Genomic DNA, 16,572 nt, shown 5'->3' with positions numbered 1-16,572 from the left:
CAGGAACGCCCATGTCCCGTTCACGCCCACTCACGCGCCGTCGCGCCGTGAAGGCCTTCGGCTGCCCGCTTGCTGCTGCCGTGGCCTTGCACCTGGCACCCGCACAGGCCGGATACCAGTTCGATGCGTCGTTCCTGGAGATCGGCGGCGGGCAGAGTTCGGCTGCAGTGAAACAACAGGTCAGCGCCATGAGCGAAGGCCAGTTGCCGGGGATTTACCGGGTGGATGTGTCGGTCAACCAGCGTTTCGTCGAGCAACGAGATGTGCGCTTTATTCGCGCCACCAGCACGGCAGACCGTTCCGCCACCGGTCTTTTCCCGTGCCTGGATGCCGAATTTTTCCGCGCCCAAGGGGTGGCCGACAGCGCCCTGCAAAACCGCACCGACGCCGATACCACTTGCCTGGCGTTCGACCAGGGGTTGGCTGGGGTGAGCTACGACTACGACTTTAACCGCCAGGTGCTGGCGATCGAAATTCCTCAGGCTTACCTGGGCAGCATTGCGTTTGAAGTGCGGCGCCGGCAGTGGAGCGAAGGCGAACAGGTGGCGTTCACCAACTATGCGTTTTCTGGCAGTACGGTGGAGTCCGATACAGGCCGACGCCAGGATCAGTTCGGCAGCTTGCGCAGCGGCGTGAATGCCGGTGCCTGGCGCCTGCGCAACTTTTCCACCTGGCAGAAAGGCACGGGCAACACCGGGCGCTGGGAGTCGTTGGAAACCTATGCTCAGCGCGACATGGGCAACATGATGGCGATTGCGACGCTGGGCGACGCCACCACCGAAGGCGACCTGTTCGATGCTATCCCCTATCGCGGGCTGGGCATCGCCTCGGACCTGGACATGTTGCCGGACCAGGCCCGTGAGTTTGCGCCGGTGATTCGCGGCATCGCCAATGGCCGCTCGCGGGTGATCATCCGCCAGCGCGGCTACGTGATCCATGAGCAGTGGGTGCCGTCGGGACCGTTTGCCCTGACCGATCTGTACCCCACCGCCAGCAACGGCGATATCGAAGTCACGGTGGAAAGCCCGGACGGCCAGCGCCAGGTCTACACCCAGTCGTTCTCGTCGGTACCCTACATGCTGCGCGAGGGGCAGCAGAGCTATTCGGTGTTCGCCGGTCAGTACCGGCCCGCAAAGTCGACTCAGCAGCAGGACATCCCGACCTTTATCCAGGCCTCCCTGCGCCGTGGCTTGGCCGGTGGCACCACGCTGTTCGGCGGCAGTCTGCTCAGTGATCAATACAACGCCGGCCTGCTGGGGTTTGCCCATGACTTCGCAGGGTTCGGCGCGATTTCGGTGGATGTGACCCACGCCCGCAGCGAAGCGATGGGCCACGAAAAATCCACCGCCAGTGGCCAGTCGTTTCGCTTTCGTTATTCCAAATCCCTGGCGGCCACCGACACCAACTTCAGCCTGATCGGCTACCGCTATTCCACCGGTGGCTACTACTCGTTCAACGAGGCGCTCAGCAGCCGCAGCACCGAGCAGTCCCTGGAGGCGTACCGCAGCGGCCACATGAAGAGCAACTTCACTGCCAACGTGTCCCAGCAACTGGGCGGCTACGGCGGCGTGTACACCAACGTGTCGAAAACCGCCTACTGGGACAAGAGCAAGGCCGACACCTCGATCCAACTGGGCTACACCCTGAGTTCCGGGAGTATTTCCTATTCCTTGGGACTGGGCCTGAACAAAGGTGCTGACGCCGACAATCGCACCTTGTCCCTGAGCATCAGCATGCCCCTGGGCGGTACGCGCAACCAGCGCGTGTCGGTCAACGGCAGCCAAAGCGCCCGCGGCTCGGCGTCGCGCACCGCCACCCTCAGCGGCAATGCGTTTGAAGAGGACACCCTGGCCTATAGCGCAGGCGTGTCGCAGCAGGTCAACGCCAACGATCGCGTGGTGGGCGGCACCTTCGCCGCACGCTATGACGCGCCCAACGCCATCGTGCACGGCGCCTATAACGAGTCCACCGGCAATCGGCAGTTGGACCTGGGCATCGAAGGTTCGGTGGTGGCCTACGGCAGCAACCTGATATTCAGCCAACCCCTGGGCGAAACCAACGTGATCGTCGCCACCCCTGGCGCACCTGACGTGGGCATCAGCAACAAGCGTGGGGTGCGCACCAATGCAAAAGGTTACACGGTGGTGCCATCGGCCCTGCCCTACCGCAAGAACCGCGTATCGCTGGATACCCAATCGATGCCCGATGACGTCGACATCGCGCAGCTGGTGCAGGAAGTCACGCCCAATCGAGGCGCCTTTGTGCTGGCGGATTTCGACACCCGGCGCGGTAAACGCATTCTGTTTCGCATCAGCGACGCACGCGGCGAAGCGGCGCCTTTTGCCGCCAAGGCCGAACTGTTCGCGCCGGATGGCCGCTCCCTGGGCAGCACCCTGGTGGCCGACAAGGGTCGGACCTACCTGACCGGCGTACCGGTGCAATCGCGTTTGTTGATCAGCGTGGATGGGCAGCCTTGGTGCAGCCGCGAATTGAAACTGGAAGACGGCAGCTCCACCGAGGGCGGGATCACTCAACTGAATATTCAATGTGAGCGCGCGGCCGGTGGGTCGGGTGCCAAGGATTTGCAATCATGATCGTGAACATAATCGATGAGGTGCGCGTACGGATTAGCCTCGCGCTGCTGTGCGGGGTGTTGTGCTGCATGCCACAGCAGGCACAGGCGTTGATCGGCGGCAACCTCGATTGCTCGACGCCGGGCTACCCGACCTTCGGCTACCGTTTCCAACCAGGTGAAGCGATCAGTGTCGAGTTCAGCGGTACTTGTACGATTCGCCGTGCCTTTCCCTTCGCCGCCGGGGTGAACACAAACATCACTTACCTGTCAGGTTCCAACCACGCCACTCTGTTCTTTGTAGACCCCTCGAGCTGGACCTATGTACCCGTGCTCCCGCTGGGCCAATACAGCGGTATTTGCCTGGGGGGCACGTGCCAGAGATTACCCATCAATACGGTGGTTCGATACCGCTACAACCTGGTAGGCATGGCGCCCAGAACAACAGGTACGCGGCAGACGCTGGTGCAACTGGGAGTGACCTCCCTCAACTACTTGGCCTGGGCCCAGTGGTTTCTGGAGATGCCCTTTAACTACACCGTTTACAACCCTGCCTGCACCCTGAGTTCGCCCAGCAGCGTCAACCTGTCCTTCGGCACCATCAGCAGCGCCGACCTCAGCAACCAAAAGCAATCGACCACTGTCTCGGTCAACTGTCCGGCCGCCGTACAAGCCACCGCCACCCTGTCGCCAAGCCAGGCGGTAGTCAGCGCCAGCACCGGCGTGTCGCGCACCACCCTGGCAGGCCTGAACATGCAAGCGCGCTGGGATGACAACAATACGCCTGTGCCCCTCAACAGTCCGCGCACCCTGCAACTGCGCCAGGGCAGTAACAGCCTGATTCTAGGGTTCACCCCGCAACTTCAGGCCGGGCAGTCGCCCGCCGGTGCGTTCCAGAGCCAATACACCCTGACCATCGATTACCGCTGAGGCCTTTGCCATGAAAACGTCACTGCTCGCCCTGGCGCTGCTCAGCGCCACCGCCCAGGCCGCCGACACGGTGAATATCACCGTGCGTGGCACCCTCACACGCCCGCCTTGTGTAATGAGTACCAACACCAACCTGATCGCCGAGTTCGGCGATGTACGCATCGACCAGGTGGCCACCACCGGCACGGCGCTTGTGCCGGTAGTTTTGGTCTGCCCGGCAGGTTCCTCGCTTAACGTCAGCTTCACCTCCAACAATGGCACGCACACCGCCACCGTGGCCAAAACCACGGCCGACAACCTCGGCGTGTCGCTGCTATGGGACGACAACTCGGCGGCGAATTTCAACGGCAGCACCAAGGCCTACAACAACCTCAGCGGCAACGTCGATATCAGCCTCAGGGCTCAGTTGGTCGCTCGCGGTGCACTGACGCCGGGAGCGTTCACTTCGTCGATGGTCATGACCATCAATTACCTATGAAAGCGCTGCTTTGGATACTGCTGACCGTGGCCAGTGCGGCGGTCGCGCAACCGGCGGATGAGGCGAAGATCGACATCAACGGCAAGCTGATCGCCCCGCCCTGCACGCCACGCTTTCCGACTTCACAGCAGGTGAAATTGGGTGAGGCCAACCTCAACCAACTGCAGGATGACAACGTCGCCGCCACCGATGTGCCGTTGATCTTCGATTGCAACGCCGGCAGCCGAGTGACCCTTACACTCTCGGCGGGCTTGGGCAGCGCCGATAGTCAGACCCTGCTCACCAATCGCCCTGCCCTGGGGCTGCGTCTGAGCCTGTTGAATAAAAGCGTCAAGGCAGATTTCAGCCTGGGGGAAACCGGCACCTGGTCGGTGGAAGAAGGACCGCTGGAACTGACCCTGCGGGTCAAGCCCGTGTCACTGGGTGAACTGCCCGAAGCAGGCAGCTACAGCGCGACGCTGTTGATGCAGATGACCTACCGCTGACTACTGGAACTGCCTGGCCTCGATGCAATAGGTCAGCAAGGCCTGGTCACTGTTGACATCCAACTTGCGCATGGCCGAGATCTTTTGCGCGCTGACGGTCTTGTTGCTGCGGCTCAGTTGCCGCGCGATATCGCTGACGCTCATCCCCGTGACAAACAAACGCAGCACTTCCATCTCCCGGGGCGACAGGCTCTGGAAACGCTCCTGTACCTGATAAGGGTTGCCCACCACCGAGGTCGCCACAGTCTCCGGCCCCTGGTAACTGCGCTGGGCACTGATGGCGCTCAAGGCTTTTTCGATTTCGCCATGCAGGTGTTTTTTCTGGATCACCCCCACCACGCCTACCTCCTGCAAGCGGGTGAGGATCAGGTTGTTGGAGATCATGGTCAGCACCAGCACCTGGGTCTCGGGGAAGTGGCGCAGGATGTATTCGATCAGCTTCAAGCCATCGCCGTAGGTATCGTCACCCGGCATGTTGAAATCGGTGATCAAGACTTGCGGCCGATGAATGCGCAACTGTTCGATCAGTTGGCTGGAGCTGACTGCCTCGCCCACCAGGCTATAGCGCGAATCGCGCTGGACGATTTCCCGCACGCCCACCAGCACGATGGGGTGGTCATCGGCGATGACGACGTTTATTTCTCGCATGTTTTATCTCTCTTGTAGAGGGCGTTCATCGACTGATGACTCTGCCAGCAAGCATTGCGCCACCGCCGTCAACCGTGTGCACAACACCCGGATCTGCGTGGTGGCGTGCGTATCCAGGGAGCCTTCGTACAGGGTGTTCTCCCACTCCTGGCAAGCGTTGGACAGCGCCCCGGCGCGCACACTGGCCAGCGCGCCATTGAGGCTGTGCAGGCGCTGGCGGACCAGAGTGGAATCGGCGGAAGCCAGGCCTTGCTCGATCTGCTGGACGTCGACCAGCAAGGTGTCGCCCATCAATTGGCGCATGGCCGGGGATAACTCGATCCAGCCTTCGCGGTCCCGATCCGGTTGCGCAACCGACAAGGCAGTCGCCCGCCGACAGTGCGCCATCAACGCCTGGCGCAGCATGCTCAAGCTCAGCGGCTTGACCACCCACGCATTCATGCCCACCGCCAGACAACGCTCGCCCTCCTCACGCAGGGCATTGGCGGTCACCCCGATAATCGGCACCTGCACGCCTTGTTCACGCAAGGCGCGGGCCAAGTCGTAGCCATTGAGCCGCGGCATATTGATATCGGTGATCACTAGGTCGAACGGCTGGGAGCCCCAGATTTGCAAGGCGTGCTCGCCGTCCCGCGCCACGGTGGGGTGAGCCCCCAGGGCTTCGAGCTGCTCTTGCAACACGGCCTGGCTGACCGGGTTGTCTTCGGCCACCAGCACGCGCACGTTCAAACAAGGTGCATCAGTACACAGTGGCATCGACGGTTGCGCGGCTGATGACGGGGTCTCCTTGAGCACCGGCAAGGTGATGAACAGCGAAAAGCTGCTGCCCAGCCCAGGCTCACTGACCACGCGCATGCTGCCGCCCATCAGCTCACTCAACCGCGAGCAGATAGACAAGCCCAGGCCCGCGCCATTGCCGTCCTGGCCGCCCGTCACCTGATAAAAAGGCTTGAACAACTGATCCAGAGCCTTTTCCGGAATGCCCACGCCAGTGTCAGTGACCTGCCATTGCAAGGCGACTTCATCCTCAAGCAACTGTTGCACCGTCAAGCGCAAACGCACCCGCCCGGAATCAGTGAACTTGATGGCGTTACTCAACAGGTTATGCAAGATCTGCCGGATCCGACCGGCATCGCCAAGCAGTCGCGGCGGCAGTTGCGGGTCAATTTCGGCATCGATCCGCAAGCCTTTGTTGCGCGCCGTCGCGGTAAACACCAGCACCGACTCTTCCACCAACTGGCCCGGGTTGAACGCCGCCGCTTCCACGGCCATTTGCCCGGACTCGATTTTCGACACATCCAGCACGTTGCTGATCAGTTGGAACAGCACGGTGGAGGAGCCTTGGATAATTTCCAGGTACTGGCGCTGGCGTTCGCTCATATCGGTCAGGGCCATCAGTTCCAGGTTGCCCAGCACGCCATACAACGGGGTACGGATCTCATGGCTCATGGTTGCCAGGAATATGGTCTTGGCCTCGTTGGCAGCGGTGGCTTCTTGGCGTGCCAGGTTCAACAGCTGGGCCTCGTCCACATGCCGGGTAATGTCGTTGCAGCCGCAGAGAAACACGTCCTCGCCCTCGTAGCGCGCAGCCACCACCACGACCTGCAAATAGCGCCCCTCCACCGCCAGGCACATCTCGCCGGGTTTGTCCGGGCCATCGTTGGCTTTCAGCACTTCCAGCAACGGTGCGGTGCCGCGCAGTTGCAGGGCGCGCTGGTTTTCCAGGAGCAATTGGTGGTCGCTGCGGCGCACCACGCACAAGCCCACCGGGGCGTTATGAAGCATGATGCGGTTGAACGCTTCGCTCTCGAACAGACGCTCCTGGGCGCGCTGGGCCGGGCTGACGATACGGGTCTTGTACCAGTGGTTGATCCACCAGCCCAGCAGCACCGCGGCAAGGAACGTCAGGCCCAGGCCTAACAGCGGCCATTTGGCGTAGCGCAAAAAGTCCTGGTAGTTGATGGCATACAAACCGGTCCAATGCTCACCGCCCTCCCTGACCATCTTGAAACGCAAACCCTGGCTGCTGAAGCTCAGGCCCAGGGGCGCCATGTGTTCATCCCCCAGGCTGCCGAGCAACACATCGCCCTGGGGCGAGATCAGGGTGAACTGGTTGTAGACCGACAGCTGCAGCACCCGCTCGAACTCATCGACCTGGGACGTGTCTACCACGGCCGCCAGGGTCAGCAGGCCCTGGGGCTGATTGGTAGGCAGCACAGTGGCAGGCGCGTCGAGGCCGATCATCGCCACCACGCTGCGGCTGTTGCGGTAGAGCTGCAATGGCGCGCGCATCCAGCGCACGCGGCTGTCCGTCAGCAACAGGCTTTGGCTCTGTTGCAGTTGGTGCAAGCGGCTCACCACTTCGCGGTAGTGCTCGCGCAACAACGGCTGGTGCTGGCGCAATCCGCCAATGCCAGGCACGGCCAGGCTGGCGACATCATTGGGGGTAAACACGAACAACTGCGGTGAGGCGTAAAACGAACTGGACCAGAAGCCACCATAGTAGTCGGTCAGTTGCACGCCAAACGCCAGCGCCCGCCGCGTGTCATCCGCCGAGAAAGTCTCAGCGTGGGACAAAGTGAACGGCAGCGATAAGGCGAACCCCTTGGCCTGCAACACCACCTGCCCGGCATCGCGCTGCAACTCCACCACAGAAGTCGACTGCACTGCCGGCAGCGGCGGCGCGTTGCTGCGGCTGTAGCCGGTGGCCACATTACGCAGGAACGCCTCATGCTCATGGATGATCTCCACTACCCGGGCGAAGTGAAACTCGACTTTTTCTTGTTCGGCTTCGAGCAACCGCGACACCGCCCAGTAGCAACTGCTGGACAGCAACAAGGCGAGTCCCGTCAGTAATAAAAGGGCTTTGTTCAGGCGTTGGGAGCTTTGCGCCAGCTTATCCAAACGCAGACTTGCATGTTTCATCGTCAGGACCGCAGAAGCCTGTATCAGGACGTGGGGCCTATGCTTGATCCCGGCATTGGCCAATAACACCCGGCTAACCGGGCGACCCTTCCTTTGGGCTTCATGTGTGACCTTGGCAGTTTACATAAGTGCTGGCGTAGGGCCATCCTCTATCAACAACGCACTGAATTTATCCACCGCCACGGCTTGGGAGATCAGGAAGCCTTGTACCTGATCGCATCGAATGCGCCGCAAGACAGCCAGCTCCGCCTGGGTCTCGGCCCCCTCGGCGATGGTGGTCAGCCCGAGTTTACGGCCCAATTCGACAATGCTCTGCAAGGCCGACGCCAGGCTCTCGTTCTCAGCACACCCATGCACCAGTGAGCGGTCAATCTTGACCTCATTGAACGGCGTGGACACCAGATTGAAGTAGGAACTGAATCCCTTGCCGAAATCATCTTGCGCCAGCCCAAAGCCCATCATGCGCAAGCGGCATGCTCCAGCGTAGTAGTTACTGGGCAACAGTGTGGTGGAGCTTTCCATCAATTCGAACGTGATTTGCCGGGGTTCAGCGTCGCTGCTCTGCACTTGGGCCAGCAGGCGATCGACCAGCTCGCACTGGTCAAGTAAATGCGTGGGGAGGTTGATCGATACCGGCAGCCTGTAACCAAGCTGCACCCACTGGGCCTGGGCGGTGAGAGCCTGGGCAAGGATGCAGGTCAGCAACTGGGTTTCTAGGCCTAGGCGCTCGATCTCACCGAGGAACTCCCCTGGCATCAATAACCCTTCCACTGGGTGCACCCAGCGCGCTAGGGCTTCGGCGCCGACGATCCGCCCGTCGTGCAGGGATTTCTTGGGTTGGAACCAGGCCTGGATCTCACCGTTCGCCAAGGCGTTCACCAGGTTTTCCTCGGCATGGCTGACACCCCGATGGCAACACGGCGTGCGCGCCTGCTCAGCCAGTTTGTCCAGGCAATCGCGCAGAGTGCGCACCTCGGGTTCGCGCACCGGCTTGGAGATCAGCCCAGCGACGGTCAGCCCCAGGTTCCCGGCCACCTGCCCGGCGCCCACCAGCATGCGCCGCGACGCCACGCTCATCAGCGCCAGCGCCGGCGGCGTCTGCATCCGGGCCAATTGCTGGATCAGTTGCACGCCGTCCATCCCCGGCATCATCAAATCGCTGAGCAACAGGTCGTAGCGCTGTCGGGCCAGGCGTTGCAATGCGGTGGCGCCATCCCAGACCACGTCGACGTCAAAGCCGCCGATGGCCTGGAAGACGCTGATCAGGTACTCATGCTGAAAAGGATGGTCCTCCACAATGAGCACGCGATAGGCACTCAAAGCACCCTCCTCTGATAGCGATCCAAGCACTGATAGAGGGCCCGCAGGGTAAAGGGCTTGACCAGACAATGATCCATACCCGCGCTCAGGCAACGCTCGGCTTCGTCGAGCATCGCGTTGGCAGTGGCGCCGATGATCGGCAGCGAGCAGCCCAGGCGCCGTAGTTGTTCGGTAAATTCGTAGCCATTCATGCGCGGCATGTTGACGTCGGTGAGGATCATGTCGAACACGGTGTCGTCCCACAGTGAAAGGGCCTCAACGCCATCGCCGGCCAGCACCACGGTGCAGCCGAGCTCTTCCAGTTGATCACGCAGGATCAGTTGGTTTATCAGGTTGTCTTCGGCCACCAGCAGGCGCAGGTTGAGGCTGAGCTCGGCGGGTTTCTCGCTGATCCTGGGCGACAGCTGCTCCTCGACCCCCTGGGCGCGGCTGACCGCACGATTGAGGGCGTGCAAGTTGTTCAGGCCGATCTGCCAGCACGCACCGGGCCCTGGATAGGCGCCATGTTCATCGACGGCAGCCATGACCCGAGGCCCTGACCAACGCATCAACTGTCCGGGCTCGGTCGGGCCGGGATAAAGCTCTACCAGGACCGCGCCTGAGTCGGCCTCTACGGACTCTGGCGCGCCGAGTTGCGCCCGGGCGCCCCAGCGGCGCAACCAGCCGCCGACACTTTCCGCCAGCTCCCGCACTGGCGACACAACATAGACCCGCTCTCCCAGCAGCGGTTGGGCCCAGGGGTCATTGCCGTCGTCACTGACTTGCTCCAGTGGCAAAGTGAAGGAAAAACTGCTGCCCAGGCCCGGCTCGCTGACCACGCGCAACGTGCCGTTCATTAAGTGCATCAGACGCTTGCAGATCGACAACCCAAGGCCGGTGCCGGCGACAACATTGGCATTGCCACTGGCCTGGAAGAACGGCTCGAAAAGGTACTGCTGGTCCTCTTCGGCAATACCCTTGCCGGTGTCGACCACCTGCCACTGCAACATGGCGCGCTCTCCTTCACGGCTTTCCAGGCGCAGACGCAAGACAATCCGGCCGCTCTCGGTGAATTTCAGCGCGTTGTTCAGCAGGTTATTGAGGATTTGGCGGATGCGCGTGGCATCCCCGCGCACGCGGTCGGGCAGTTGCGGATCCAGGCAGGCAAACAACTGCAGGCCCTTGCCTTGGGCAGCGCCCGCGTAGACTTGGATCACCTCCTGCACCAACTCAATCGGCGAAAAAATGCTGAACTCGAGGGACAGTTGCCCAGCCTCGATTTTCGACACATCCAGCACATCACAGATCATTTGCAGCAAATTCGCCGACGAGCCTTCGATGGCATTCAGGTAGCCGCGCTGCTGGCCGTTGAGGTCGGTGCGCGCCAGCAATTCCAGGGTACCCAGCACGCCATACAGCGGCGTGCGGATTTCATGGCTCATAGTCGCCAGGAACAGGGTCTTGGCCTCATTCGCCGCGTCCGCCAGAGTGCGCGCCTGCTGCAACGCCAACTCCACCTGTTTACGCTCGGTGATATCACTGAAGGCGCAGATCAACACATCTTCACGCTGGTAACGGGTTGGCGCGAAACTCAGGTACAGGTGGCGACCGTCGGCCATTTGCAGCTCGTCGGTACTGCCTTGCTCGGACTCATGGAAGGCGCGGCGAATCCAGCCGTGGCACAGCTGCTGGCGCTCCTGACCGTTGCCCAGCCATTGGCGAGACAAGGGGTTTTCCAGCACCACCTCGCCATCGCTGCGACGCAGTACACACAAGGCCACCGGGGCGATACGAATCACCGCGCTGCTGAACGCCTCACTTTCCACCAGCGCTTCGATGCGATTGGCCGCCGGGATAATCAACCGCTGATCGATGCGCCGCACCAGCCGCACCATCACCAGGCTCGCCAATACGCACAGCATCAGGCACACCAGCAACGGCAAGGCCAGACTGGGCAACAGTGAACGCAACTCCAGGCTGTAGACGATCTGCCATTGGGAATAACCCAGGTGCTTTCGAATAGCCAATCGGTCCGGCAACCACCGACTACCCTCCCACCCGAAACTGGCCGTGGAATGATACTGACGCAGTACCTGCACAGCGGCGGGTTGATGCGGCGAGCTGCTGAAAATCAGCTCGCCTACGCCGTCGAGCAACATGAAGTCGCCGGCTTTTTCATGCTGCAAGGCATTGATCAGGTCCGGCCCGTCCACCTCCAACCCGAGCCAACCCGAGGTGGGGCTACGGTCGTCGAGGCGGGTGAAGATGTACAGCGGCGAATCCAGGCGGTTCTGCTCGGTCAGCCACAACTCATCGCTGACCGAAACCTTGCCGGTGTCCACCGCCATCAACCGCCGCAATACCGGCTCCGGCACATTCGCGGGGGCAATGCCTACGGTAAACAGGCGTTCCACCACAGGCTCGGCACGCTGGGCCACGTAAATCAGATTGACCTGATTGACCTCCAGGTAATCGAGCATGCGCTTGGTCAGCCACAGGCTCCAGATATTGCCCGCCTCGCCCAGGGTGATATGCACCTCCTCGGCCGGCACTTCGTTGAAATTGCCCACCGGCGCCGTGACATGACGCACCGTCGACAAGCCCAAGCTTTTCAGCAACGTCTGGCGACTGACAAAAAAACTCTGCGCATCGGAAATCGCCTCATTCATATAACTACGCCGCAGCGAAATCTCCTCATTAAACGCTGCCCGCAGGTAACTGTAGGCACCCACGTAAACGCCAAGCACTAACGCTAGAGCGAACAGACGCAACAGTTTTCTGGCGGCCTTAGGCGTGGAGAAGGAGGAGTCGAGCGGTTGCAGGAAATGTTTGAGTTTCATCGCCGAGAAGTTAAGCGTGGCGAGGCGGTAGGTGAATAAGACGGATCTCAAAAAGGCGGGATGCCGGTGAGCCTGTGGTGAAGGCTGCTGCCAAAAGGGGCGAACCTTGAGCAGAGTTTCTGCCCCCCTTTGAGCTGTAGATTCCACCGAGAGCTAGCCATTTTGTAGGGGTAAAAACGCCACAAAATAAAAAAGGGTCGCGAGATAAAATCTCGCAACCCCTTGAATTATATGGTCGGGACGGAGTGATTCGAACACTCGACCCCTAGCACCCCATGCTAGTGCGCTACCGGACTGCGCTACGCCCCGACTAGGCGTTAAACCTGTTCCTCAGCTCGAGGAACGCTCAAGAATATATCGCAAGCTTTTGAAAACTGGAAGTATTCAAACGCAGGAATTTATTTCTTGAGGACAACCAACACGTCTTCCAATTCAGCAATCATCTGCCGAATCATCTGTTTGTATTGGGTGGTGTCGTCTTTGGCTTCATCGCCGGACAAACGCAAGCGTGCGCCGCCGATGGTGAACCCCTGATCGTAAAGAAGCGCGCGGATTTGCCGGATCATCAGCACGTCTTGTCGCTGATAATACCGGCGGTTTCCGCGGCGTTTGACGGGGTTGAGTTGAGGAAACTCCTGCTCCCAGTAGCGCAGCACGTGTGGTTTAACCGCACACAGCTCGCTGACTTCACCAATGGTGAAGTAGCGTTTGCCTGGGATGACGGGTAGCTCGTCGTTATGACTTGGTTCCAGCATAAGCCTCAACTCGGGCCTTCAACTTCTGCCCTGGACGATAGGTGACCACACGGCGAGCCGTGATCGGGATTTCTTCACCCGTTTTCGGATTGCGGCCAGGCCGCTGGCGTTTGTCCCGAAGGTCGAAATTGCCGAAACCGGACAATTTGACTTGTTCGTTGTCTTCAAGAGCGTGCCTGATTTCTTCAAAAAACAGTTCGACCAATTCCTTGGCCTCCCGTTTATTCAGGCCCAGCTCTTCATACAGACGTTCCGCCATCTCAGCTTTCGTCAGAGCCCCCATACGTCACTTCCTTAACGTGGCGTTCAACCTTTGTTCGAGCGAGGTGAGGATATTTTGCGTCGTGTTATTCACCTCATCGTCATTAAGAGTGCGCGATGGATGCTGCCAGGTCAAGCCAACTGCGAGGCTTTTTCTATCAGGATCAATGCCTTTACCCTGATACACGTCAAATAGCCTGAGGTCCGTCAGCCATTCCCCTGCATTTTCACGGATTACGTCCAGTACCGCGCTGGCTGCGACGTCTTTTTCGGCAATCAGTGCAAGGTCACGACGTACTTCAGGAAAGCGCGACAACTCTTGGAATTTAGGCATTTTACCCAATGCCACTTCCGCCAGAACCAACTCGAAAACGAAGACCGGACGGTCGAGACCGAGGGTTTTCGATAATTCCGGGTGAATCGCGCCGACGTAACCGACCAGACGACCTTCACGCTCGATGCGCGCAGTCTGACCTGGGTGCAGCGCCGGGTGCTTGCCTGGCACAAAAGTGAACGAATCCAGTGCACCGGCAAAGCCCAACACCGCTTCCACGTCAGCTTTGACGTCGAAGAAGTCCACGACATCGCGACCTTGCGCCCAGCCTTCCGGCAGACGGCTACCGCACACAACACCTGCCAGCATCGGCTCTTGCTTCAAGCCTTCCAGTTGACCGACAAAACGTAGGCCGCTTTCGAACAGGCGGACGCGATCCTGCTGACGGTTCAGGTTGTGCTGAAGCGCCTTGACCAGACCTGGCCACAGGGACGAACGCATCGCCGCCATGTCGTTGGAAATCGGGTTGGCCAGCAACAGCGGTTCAACACCCGGATTAAACAGTTCGAACTGTTTCGGATCGATGAAGCTGTAAGTGATCGCTTCCTGATAACCACGGGCTACCAGCAGGCGGCGCAGTTCAGGCAGGTCGCTACGGGCTTCGGCCTTGGCTTGCGGCGCCAGACGGGCTTGCGGGTAACGAACCGGCAGACGGTTGTAACCGTACAGACGAGCCAGTTCTTCGATCAGGTCAACTTCGAGGCTGATATCGAAACGATGACTTGGCACTTCTACGCGCCACTGCCCTGCCCCATCGGCGGAAACGGTCAGGCCCAAGCCGTTGAGCAGACGCTCGACTTCGGACGATTCCATTTCCATGCCCAGCATCTGGGTGATGCGTTGCGCGCGCAAGGTAACCGGCGCGATTTTCGGCAGGTGCTGCTCGCTGACGGTTTCGATGATCGGGCCGGCTTCGCCGCCAGTGATTTCCAGCAGCAGGCCAGTGGCGCGCTCCATGGCTTCACGGGCCAGTTGCCAGTCCACGCCACGCTCGTAGCGGTGCGAAGCGTCGGTGTGCAGGCCGTAGGAACGGGCCTTGCCAGCGACAGCAATCTGATCGAAGAACGCGCTTTCAAGGAACACGTCGCGGGTGGTCGCGGTGTCGACGCCGCTGTGTTCGCCACCCATCACGCCAGCAATTGCCAGGGCGCGGGTATGGTCGGCAATCACCAGCGTATCGCTACGCAGGCTTACTTCCTGACCGTCGAGCAGAACCAGCTTCTCGCCTTCTTCAGCCATGCGCACGCGGATGCCGCCATTGATTTCGGCGAGATCGAACGCGTGCAGCGGTTGACCCAGTTCCAGCATCACGTAGTTGGTGATGTCGACGGCAGCGTCGATGCTGCGCACGTCGCCACGACGCAAGCGCTCGACCATCCACAGCGGCGTTGGCTTGGACAGGTCGACGTTACGGATCACACGACCCAGGTAACGCGGGCAAGCAGCAGGTGCCAGCACTTCAACCGAACGCACTTCGTCGTGCACGGCTGGCACGACAGCCACTACCGGACGGGTGACTTCGGCGTTGTACAGCGCGCCGACTTCACGGGCCAGACCGGCCAGGGACAGGCAGTCGCCGCGGTTCGGAGTCAGGTCAACCTCGATGCTTGCGTCGTCCAGGCTCAGATATTCACGAATGTCCTGACCAACCGGCGCATCGTCCGGCAATTCCATCAGACCATCGTTGCCTTCGCCCACTTGCAGCTCGGCTTGCGAGCACAGCATGCCGTTGGACTCAACGCCACGCAGCTTGGCTTTCTTGATCTTGAAGTCGCCTGGCAGTTCGGCACCGATCATGGCGAACGGGATCTTCAGGCCCGGGCGCACGTTAGGCGCACCGCACACGACCTGGAAAGTCTCCGAGCCATTGCTGACCTGGCAAACACGCAACTTGTCGGCGTCCGGGTGCTGCTCGGTGCTCAGCACCTCGCCCACCACTACACCAATGAATTCGCCGGCGGCTAGCGTAACGCTGTCGACCTCAAGACCGGCCATCGACAGACGAGCAACCAGCTCGTCACGACTTACCTGCGGGCTTACCCAGCCACGCAGCCATTGTTCACTGAATTTCATCCTGCTCTCCTAAGAATTCGTTACGACTAGCGAAATTGCGCGAGGAACCGCAAGTCGTTGTCGAAGAACAGACGCAAGTCGTTCACGCCGTAACGCAGCATGGCCAGACGCTCAACGCCCATGCCGAAGGCAAAGCCCGAGAACTCTTCCGGGTCGATCCCGGACATACGCAGCACGTTCGGGTGAACCATGCCGCAACCCATGACTTCCAGCCAGCCAGTCTGTTTGCAGACACGGCAGCCTTTACCGCTGCACATCACGCATTCCATGTCGACTTCGGCGGATGGCTCGGTGAACGGGAAGTACGAAGGGCGGAAACGCACGGCCAGCTCTTTTTCGAAGAACACGCGCAGGAACTCTTCGATGGTGCCTTTGAGGTCGGCGAAATTGATGTCGCGATCGACCAGCAGGCCTTCGACCTGGTGGAACATCGGCGAGTGGGTGATATCGGAGTCGCTACGGTACACACGGCCTGGGCAGACGATGCGGATCGGCGGTTGCTTCGATTCCATGGTGCGGACCTGTACCGGCGAGGTATGGGTGCGCAGCAACATGTTGGCATTAAAATAGAAGGTGTCATGCATCGACCGGGCCGGGTGGTGGCCTGGGATGTTGAGCGCTTCGAAGTTGTGATAGTCGTCTTCAACCTCAGGGCCTTCGGCGATGCCGTAGCCGATGTGGGTAAAGAACTGTTCGATACGTTCCAGAGTGCGCGTAACCGGATGCAGACCACCAGAGGTCTGGCCACGGCCAGGCAGGGTCACGTCAATGGACTCGGCAGACAGTTTGGCGGCCAGGTCGGCCTCCTCAAACAGTGCCTTGCGGGCATTGAGAACCTCTGTGACACGCTCCTTGGCAACGTTGATCAGTGCGCCGACTTGCGGACGCTCTTCTGCCGGCAAATTCCCCAGGGTCTTCATCACCTGAGTCAATTCACCCTTTTTGCCAAGGTAGTGAACCCGGATTTGCTCC

12 protein-coding genes and 1 tRNA gene are annotated in these 16,572 nt (G+C 60.5%); 4 read left to right on the top strand and 9 right to left on the bottom strand.

Annotated elements, in window-relative coordinates; translation table 11 throughout:
- Positions 1-11: 11 nt before the first annotated feature.
- From ACIOYV_RS14110 to ACIOYV_RS14095, 4 genes are read left to right on the top strand one after another with little or no spacing between them, the layout of a single operon-like run.
- Positions 12-2,594: a fimbria/pilus outer membrane usher protein gene (locus ACIOYV_RS14110; protein WP_401324421.1), complete on the top strand. Its 2,583-nt coding sequence runs from the start codon at positions 12-14 to the stop codon at positions 2,592-2,594.
- Complete coding sequence (locus ACIOYV_RS14105; protein ID WP_401324419.1) at positions 2,591-3,502, top strand: fimbrial protein; 912 nt, start codon at positions 2,591-2,593, stop codon at positions 3,500-3,502. The genes ACIOYV_RS14110 and ACIOYV_RS14105 overlap by 4 nt, the downstream gene beginning before the upstream one ends.
- A 10-nt stretch (positions 3,503-3,512) precedes the next feature.
- The gene (locus tag ACIOYV_RS14100) at positions 3,513-3,980 is read left to right on the top strand and encodes a fimbrial protein (protein ID WP_201180474.1); all 468 of its coding nucleotides are present in this window, start codon (positions 3,513-3,515) and stop codon (positions 3,978-3,980) included.
- Positions 3,977-4,465, top strand: coding sequence for a fimbrial protein (locus tag ACIOYV_RS14095; protein WP_401324417.1), 489 nt, complete (start codon positions 3,977-3,979; stop codon positions 4,463-4,465). Before ACIOYV_RS14100 ends, ACIOYV_RS14095 begins: the two co-directional genes overlap by 4 nt.
- Here ACIOYV_RS14095 and ACIOYV_RS14090 read toward each other — a convergent pair whose 3' ends face one another.
- The 9 genes from ACIOYV_RS14090 to pheS all read right to left on the bottom strand — a co-directional run.
- Positions 4,466-5,113 (bottom strand): response regulator, encoded by a 648-nt coding sequence (locus tag ACIOYV_RS14090; RefSeq protein WP_401324415.1) that lies wholly within the window; start codon positions 5,111-5,113, stop codon positions 4,466-4,468. It lies immediately after the preceding gene.
- A gap of 3 nt (positions 5,114-5,116) precedes the next feature.
- On the bottom strand, positions 5,117-8,038 hold the full coding sequence (locus ACIOYV_RS14085; protein WP_401324413.1) for an ATP-binding protein: 2,922 nt from the start codon (positions 8,036-8,038) through the stop codon (positions 5,117-5,119).
- Between the two features lie 120 nt (positions 8,039-8,158).
- On the bottom strand, positions 8,159-9,358 hold the full coding sequence (locus ACIOYV_RS14080) for an EAL domain-containing protein (RefSeq protein WP_401324411.1): 1,200 nt from the start codon (positions 9,356-9,358) through the stop codon (positions 8,159-8,161).
- Positions 9,355-12,177, bottom strand: coding sequence for an ATP-binding protein (locus ACIOYV_RS14075; protein ID WP_401324762.1), 2,823 nt, complete (start codon positions 12,175-12,177; stop codon positions 9,355-9,357). Before ACIOYV_RS14075 ends, ACIOYV_RS14080 begins: the two co-directional genes overlap by 4 nt.
- Before the next feature lie 232 nt (positions 12,178-12,409).
- A tRNA-Pro gene (locus ACIOYV_RS14070) sits at positions 12,410-12,486 on the bottom strand.
- Positions 12,487-12,575: 89 nt separating this feature from the next.
- Positions 12,576-12,932, bottom strand: coding sequence for a MerR family transcriptional regulator (locus tag ACIOYV_RS14065; RefSeq protein ID WP_003179985.1), 357 nt, complete (start codon positions 12,930-12,932; stop codon positions 12,576-12,578).
- Positions 12,913-13,215 carry an integration host factor subunit alpha gene (ihfA, locus tag ACIOYV_RS14060; protein WP_401324409.1) on the bottom strand — a complete coding sequence of 101 codons (303 nt, stop codon included), beginning with the start codon at positions 13,213-13,215 and terminating at the stop codon, positions 12,913-12,915. The genes ACIOYV_RS14065 and ihfA overlap by 20 nt, the downstream gene beginning before the upstream one ends.
- 3 nt (positions 13,216-13,218) lie before the next feature.
- A complete protein-coding gene (gene pheT, locus ACIOYV_RS14055; RefSeq protein WP_401324407.1) occupies positions 13,219-15,600 on the bottom strand; it encodes a phenylalanine--tRNA ligase subunit beta in 2,382 nt (793 codons plus the stop codon).
- 26 nt (positions 15,601-15,626) lie between these two features.
- Positions 15,627-16,572: phenylalanine--tRNA ligase subunit alpha (gene pheS, locus ACIOYV_RS14050; RefSeq protein WP_401324405.1), on the bottom strand; the 946-nt coding region annotated here is incomplete at its 5' end.

The sequence above is a fragment of the Pseudomonas sp. NPDC087342 genome, from assembly GCF_044744265.1.
Classification (GTDB): Bacteria; Pseudomonadota; Gammaproteobacteria; order Pseudomonadales; family Pseudomonadaceae; genus Aquipseudomonas; species Aquipseudomonas nunensis.
This window is presented reverse-complemented; position numbering and strand designations above follow the sequence as displayed.

What these genes read in the sequence shown, in the direction of transcription:
- ACIOYV_RS14095 (WP_401324417.1), top strand. Translation starts at nt 3,977, where the DNA reads ATGAAAGCGCTGCTTTGGATACTGCTGACCGTGGCCAGTGCGGCGGTC.
- ACIOYV_RS14105 (WP_401324419.1), top strand. Translation starts at nt 2,591, where the DNA reads ATGATCGTGAACATAATCGATGAGGTGCGCGTACGGATTAGCCTCGCG.
- ACIOYV_RS14065 (WP_003179985.1), bottom strand. Translation starts at nt 12,932, where the DNA reads ATGCTGGAACCAAGTCATAACGACGAGCTACCCGTCATCCCAGGCAAA.
- ACIOYV_RS14100 (WP_201180474.1), top strand. Translation starts at nt 3,513, where the DNA reads ATGAAAACGTCACTGCTCGCCCTGGCGCTGCTCAGCGCCACCGCCCAG.
- pheT (WP_401324407.1), bottom strand. Translation starts at nt 15,600, where the DNA reads ATGAAATTCAGTGAACAATGGCTGCGTGGCTGGGTAAGCCCGCAGGTA.
- ACIOYV_RS14075 (WP_401324762.1), bottom strand. Translation starts at nt 12,177, where the DNA reads ATGAAACTCAAACATTTCCTGCAACCGCTCGACTCCTCCTTCTCCACG.
- ACIOYV_RS14090 (WP_401324415.1), bottom strand. Translation starts at nt 5,113, where the DNA reads ATGCGAGAAATAAACGTCGTCATCGCCGATGACCACCCCATCGTGCTG.
- ihfA (WP_401324409.1), bottom strand. Translation starts at nt 13,215, where the DNA reads ATGGGGGCTCTGACGAAAGCTGAGATGGCGGAACGTCTGTATGAAGAG.
- ACIOYV_RS14110 (WP_401324421.1), top strand. Translation starts at nt 12, where the DNA reads ATGTCCCGTTCACGCCCACTCACGCGCCGTCGCGCCGTGAAGGCCTTC.
- ACIOYV_RS14085 (WP_401324413.1), bottom strand. Translation starts at nt 8,038, where the DNA reads ATGAAACATGCAAGTCTGCGTTTGGATAAGCTGGCGCAAAGCTCCCAA.